Genomic DNA, 5,790 nt, shown 5'->3' with positions numbered 1-5,790 from the left:
GAAGCAGGCGGGTTCGTCGATTTCTGGCCGGTGAGTCGCAGGAACCGACGCGTGAGTGGTTCACCAACAGCTATGAGTATGGCGGGTTCGCGGCCGAACGAGCTCGGGGCGAGCGGCCCGTCATCGCTGCGGTGTGTCTGGCCGATCTGCGATCTGAGTGCCGTGGTCGGAACGGGCTTGACCTTGACGCTGGGTCATTTGGGGGTGCACGTGCTTCCGGGGGCGGCTGGTTTTGTACGTGGGAGCTGACACCACTTGTCGCTCAGAGCGGGGAGCGCCCGGTTTTCCCGGAGGGCAGTGTTGCTGAGTTCTGGCAACACCAGGACCGCCCAGGCCCAAAATGCCACCGCGAGCTGATCAGTCCTTGCTCTCTCCGGCAGCGGCTTCTGCGCAGTGCCGTGTCAGGTCAGCTGTCGAGGGGTCGAGTTCGTCGGCAGTACGGGCCCTTCGGGTGGGAGAAACCGTCAGCACGAGTGCCTGGATGACTGCTCCGGACAGTCCGATCCACAGGGCGAAGCGATAGCTGACCTGGTCGGCGAGTACTCCGCCAAGTGGTGCGCCCACCGCTACCATTCCCCAGTTCATCGAGCGGATCGTCGCGTTCATCCGCCCGCGCAGCCGATCGGGTGTCACCGCCTGGCGGTAGCTCATCTCCACCGGGCTTTCGATGCCGATGGCCAGGGACACGAGGAAGAAGCCGAGCGACACGGAGGCAAGCGCCCACGGTCCACGCACGGCCAAAACCAGGGGCAGCCAGCCGATGGCGGCGAGCAGGCGGAAGGCGATCAGAGTGGCGCCGACGTCCAGTCTTCTGGCCACGCGACCGGAGAGCGCACCGCCGAGTATCACGCCGACACTCGCGAAGGCGTAGGTGACCCCCAGACCGAATGTCCCGATCTTGAGGCTATGCAGGGCGAAGACCACGAAGACCGTGCTCACCATGCTGTTGAAGAGGAGCATCGCGTGCGAGGTCAGGGCGATGGACGCCAGCGTGCGATGCCGGTAGACCCATGCCACGCCTTCGCGCAGCTCGCTGCCCAGGCTGCGCCGTGCGCCTCGATCGGGGACGGGGTCGTGCGCCTTCACCGAGGCGAGGAGCAGGCCGGATATCAGATAGCTGAGGGCGTCTACGAGCACGGCAAGCGGCGCTCCCATGATTTTGATCAGTACCCCGGCGATCAGAGGGCCGGTCGAGCCGGCCACCGCGTCGGCCTGTTGCACACGGGCGTATCCCGCGTTGAGCAGCTCTTTTGGTACCAGCTGTGGTACATACGACTGGTTCGACGCCTCGAACAGCAAAGACAGCACCCCGAACACGAAGACGAACATGCACAGCGTGGGGATGCTGAGCCGATCCAGCGCATACAGCACGGGTATCGCACCGAGCAGGACTGCCCTTCCGAGGTCCGTGGCGACCATCATCGGCTTGCGCCGCCAGCGGTCCACCACGACCCCGGCTATGAGTCCGAAGAGCAGATACGGAACCCAGCGGGCGGCGTTGACGATGCCTACCTCTGTGGCGGATGCGCTCAGCGCCACGGCGGTAAGGATCTGCAACGCCAGCCCCGTGACCTGAGAACCGAACGCGGACACAGCCGAGGCGGTCAAGAAACGTACGTACCCAGGGACTTCCACCAGACGCGGCATGATCGGACCGTATCAGCGAAGATCGCTGGCAGACGATGGTGGAACAAGTCACCCAACGACGGCAGACATGCGCCAGTGTTGTCGGCTCTCATCAATATTTCCGGGCGATCTGATCGTTAAGTGCTGCCCAAAACCAGCGATAAACGTTGCCTGCTCTCGCTTACGAAACCCGGCGGGGGTCTGCCTCAGTGAGGAACAGGGCCGGCGCGGTGGGGGTGGGCGGCGTGGATGTACTTCATGGCAGTGGTGATGGAGATTCCGAAGACACGGACGAGGTGGACGGGATCTTCGGTCTCGCGGGCCTCATCCAGGATTCTGTCGGCGCGAACTGCGCGCAGAGTCAGACCGGCGGGATCGAAGCGCCTGTAGACGTAGTCCGCGGAGACAGGATCGGTCGCGCTGGCGGTCTGTTGAGTGACTAGGAGGTGCGCGTTGACGGTGCGTGGCCAACGCTGATGGCGGTAGCGGAGCCAGGCATGCAGTAGGGCATCTGTGGTGTCGTCGAGGTGGACGACGTGACGGCCGTGGGGGCGGCGGATCAGAAGTTGCCGTCGGGTGAGCAGCACGTCGGAGAGGACGAGGTTGCGCAGGTCGGTGCCGCTGGTTGCGTGGAGGGCGACCAGGGCGAGAACCAGGCGGGTAGACGGGTTGGAGCTGGTCTCCAAGAGCCCGGCCAGCCGGTCGGGGGCCAGAGTTGTGGGCAACAGTTCCTGACGGGTTATGCGAACGCCGCGGGTGGGGTCGGCGAAGACGAGCTTGGTGTGTTTCAGGGCTCGAAAGAGCGACCGGATAGCCACAGCGCGCTCGTGGGCGCGTGGGCCTTTGACCGCGGTGACAGCGGCCGTGACGTCAGCCTCCGTCACCTGACGCAAGGTCGTGTAGCGGGTGGTCCAGTCAGCGAGTGGCGCGGCCAGGTAGATGAGGTAGCGGCGCATAGCGGCGTAGTCAGTGATGCGGTGGTGGGGCCTGCTGGCGCCACGCATGACCCCGACCCACGTGCCGAGTTCGTCGCTGATTCGTGGAGGGAAGGCGGCGATGGTGCGCTGGACGAAAGCCTCGTGGCGGTTGCGCCGCGGCGGCGAGGTGACGAGCTGTTCGCGTTGGCCCAGGAAGGCGAGAAGCCCGCGAATGCGCCCCTGGGCGCCGAACACGCGGTGCATTGCCCGGAGCTCATCCTCGCGAAAGACGGTGTCGGCGCCCAGCCAGGTGGCGGCCACTCGTAGAACTCGAGCCATCGGCTCATGGACTTTCTGGTGCCAGCGGTTCTCGGTGGTGTACCGGGCGAAGTCCGCCAGCAGGGCCTTCACCGGCGGTAGCGGGGCCGGCAGCAGGGCTCCGGCCAGCGGGCGCCAGTCCCGCTCGATCTCGAAGAGCGTCGCCTGACCTTCAAGTACGGCTGGCGGACTGAACTCCGGGCGATCCGCGCGGAGCTCGCGACGGGCCGCGCTGCCGTTCGCCAAGGACGGTCCGGCAAGACGCAGTTGTCGCCAGGTGGAGGCGTCGGTGTCAGGACCCAGTCGGAGGCGCTGTCGAGTGCAGTCGCGGCATCGACCGTTCCGCAAGGGAAGCGGCCCGGCGCCACACCTACCGCAACATCCTCGCTGGTCAGCGTATGTGCGACGCCAGTTTCTACAGGCGTCGCACACTTGGTTTCGGCCCCACGAAAGGCAGTGATCGCAACTTCGTGGCTGAGATTGGGGGCGGGCCCGCTGGGCGTGTGGCAGCAGGACCACCTCGCGGTCTAGGCCGGGGGCGAGCCAGCCAGCCTTGTTCAGGACCCGGGTGACTCCGACTGGCCGGTGAGGCAGGGCGTCAAGGATCGCGGCGTCGACCAGGTCCTGGCCGGCCGCGTCGCGCGCCGCCAGTGCAAGGGCCAACATGTTCATGGCACTGACGCGCCAGGCACGCCCGAGGCAGTGCTCGGCCTGCACCTGACCGAACAGCGGTTTGAGTCGGATCAGATCGTCTTGGAAGCGGCTGCGAATCGCGACGGCGTGGCGCTCCAGCAGCCGGTACGGCGCAGGGAACAGGGCCACCTGTCCACGCACTGCCGGCGGACAGATCCGCTCGTCGTCCACGACGAGGGTGGGGCGCTGAGCGCGTGCCCAGCCAGGTGCGTGGTAGCGGCCGTCAGTCTGCAGGCGGTAGGTACCGGTGGGGAAGGCAGGCCGACGGACGGAAGCGGGCAGACAGAACGCGAGCTGGGTCCATGCAGGCTGCTCTGCCGCCCTTGCGGGTTCGAAGTACCAGGCCGCGTCGTACTCGGTGACAGCTACGACACACGCCCGGCAGAAGCCTTCATCGTTGATGCGCCACGGCCGCTTACACCGTCTGCACTCGCCCTCCGGGTGGTTCCCTTTGGAGCGCCACTGGTGGCAGGGGGAGCAGAACGGTGACTGGACCCGCGGCCCCCAGCCGAGGCAGCCAGCGCACTGCCCCAGCGAGGGCAGGCGCTTTCGTCTTGGGGCCACCTCAGTTCGGTGGGAGTGACCTGGGCCGCCCCGCCCCGGTGGACCGGCGCGGCACCGGCCTGGGCGACTCGCCCGCAGCCGTCGCGAGCCCCTCGTCCTGGGCCATCGGCGCCTTCCCGGCCACAGGTTCAGCGACGAGCAGGTCCGCGACCGTGCACTGAAGAGCAGCGCAGATCAGATCCAGGTCGTCCAAACGCACCGTTACCGGTGTGCCCGACCAGAGCGCGGAGACCTTCGACATCGACGGAGTGAAGCCGACTTCTTTGAACACGGGCATCAGGTCACTGGGCCTCCAGATGCCTCGGTTGGCCGCCGCCCACCGCAGGTTCCACTTCACGACAGACCCCCCGTGTCCACCCGCAGTCGTTGTGCGGCCCGAGCCGACGAACGTCGGCTGGCCATCTCTGGATCGCTCTGAGCGGACAAAATGTACCGAACCGTGGTCGTCGTCCAGTCATGGCCGAGCAACTTCTGCACCTCCCACAGCGACATCCCCGCCTCGTAACGGTGTGTGGCACAAGCATGCCGAAGCAGATGAGGAAAGATCCGCTCGACCGGACCTGCCAGGTGGGCCTGCGAGGCTCTCGCCAGCGCCTTCCGTAGCGTCGACGTTGTCACCGCCGGGCCGACAGGGCTCGGCATGCCGCCAAGGTCTCGCGCCAGGCGCTCAGAGGGCCACACCGGCGACTCAGGGTGCTCCGGGTCGTCCGAGAACAACCCGCGGACTTCCTCCACGTACCACCACAGCAACTCACGTCCCTCGGCGAACAGAAACGCCTCTCGCTGCCGCGGCCCCGACCCTCGGGCGCCCTTGCCCTGGACGAGGAACCGCCCGAAGTCGCCGGCCTCCCAGTGCAGGTCCTTCATGCGCATCTGGCACAGCTCCGAAGCCCGCACCCCGGAGATGTAGATCAACTTCGCCATCACGTAGTCCCTGCACGCCACCGCCTCCTTGCGGGCGTGCGCCAGCTCCCGCCGCCAACCGGCGAAGAACTCGTTGACCGCCCGGGCCGACGGTGGCACCCGCAGGCCGAAGTCACCGCGGTGTGCGTGTCGGTTGAACGGATCGATCGGCGACTCGACCGCCGCCCCGAACCGCTGGAAGATCTCGTGCGCGTAGCGTTGCTCCAGGAATGCGAAGAAGTGGTCGATCCTGTTCAGCTTCGATCGCACCGTCGGTGCCTGGCGTTTGCCGACTCCGGCGAAGTACCTGTCGACGTGGCGGGGCGTCAGCCGCCACGGCACGACACCGTAGTGGTCGCACACCTCGATCACTGGCTTCGTCAGCCCGTCCAGAGTGGAGGATGCCAGGCCCGCCACGTCTCGCGCCCACTGGTACTCGACCAGCGCGTCCATGAAGAACAGCTGCTCGTCTTCCTCGTCCGCCCCGCCTGCGTACCGGCGCTGCAGCAACAGCACATCGCTCAGCCCCGGCTCGCCTCCCAGCAACTCCGCCTCTCCGGGCGACGGTTCGCTGAGAGGCGGTACGAGGGAGAGCACGCGAGTCCCGGGATCTGCCACGGACGTTGAAATTACAGCAGTGAGTCCTGAAATTCAGGAGAACGGCCCAACATCCTGAGAGGCCGATGTAGGAGCCCATCGAGTCTCCTGCCAGCTGAAATGGAACGACGCGCCGGTCAGCCCCTCAGGGAACCCGCCCGTACTCCAGTTA

The 5,790-nt window shown here is 66.6% G+C and carries 4 protein-coding genes; all 4 read right to left on the bottom strand.

Going from position 1 to position 5,790, the window contains the following annotated elements; genetic code table 11:
- Nucleotides 1–357: 357 nt before the first annotated feature.
- Entirely contained in the window at nt 358–1,647 is a 1,290-nt protein-coding gene (locus ABZ656_RS55805; protein ID WP_101407699.1) for an MFS transporter, read from the bottom strand.
- A 185-nt stretch (nt 1,648–1,832) separates the two neighbouring features.
- The gene (locus tag ABZ656_RS55800; protein ID WP_129592398.1) at nt 1,833–3,725 is read right to left on the bottom strand and encodes a hypothetical protein; all 1,893 of its coding nucleotides are present in this window, start codon (nt 3,723–3,725) and stop codon (nt 1,833–1,835) included.
- Nucleotides 3,726–4,119: 394 nt separating this feature from the next.
- Complete coding sequence (locus ABZ656_RS55795; RefSeq protein WP_101407697.1) at nt 4,120–4,455, bottom strand: helix-turn-helix transcriptional regulator; 336 nt, start codon at nt 4,453–4,455, stop codon at nt 4,120–4,122.
- On the bottom strand, nt 4,452–5,639 hold the full coding sequence (locus ABZ656_RS55790; protein ID WP_360280106.1) for a site-specific integrase: 1,188 nt from the start codon (nt 5,637–5,639) through the stop codon (nt 4,452–4,454). Before ABZ656_RS55790 ends, ABZ656_RS55795 begins: the two co-directional genes overlap by 4 nt.
- Nucleotides 5,640–5,790: the final 151 nt, after the last annotated feature.

Origin of the sequence: Streptomyces sp. NPDC007095 (genome assembly GCF_040634475.1) — a bacterium.
Classification (GTDB): domain Bacteria; phylum Actinomycetota; class Actinomycetes; order Streptomycetales; family Streptomycetaceae; genus Streptomyces.
The sequence above is the reverse complement of the archived record's forward strand: the minus strand, read 5'-3'. Positions and strand labels throughout refer to the sequence as shown.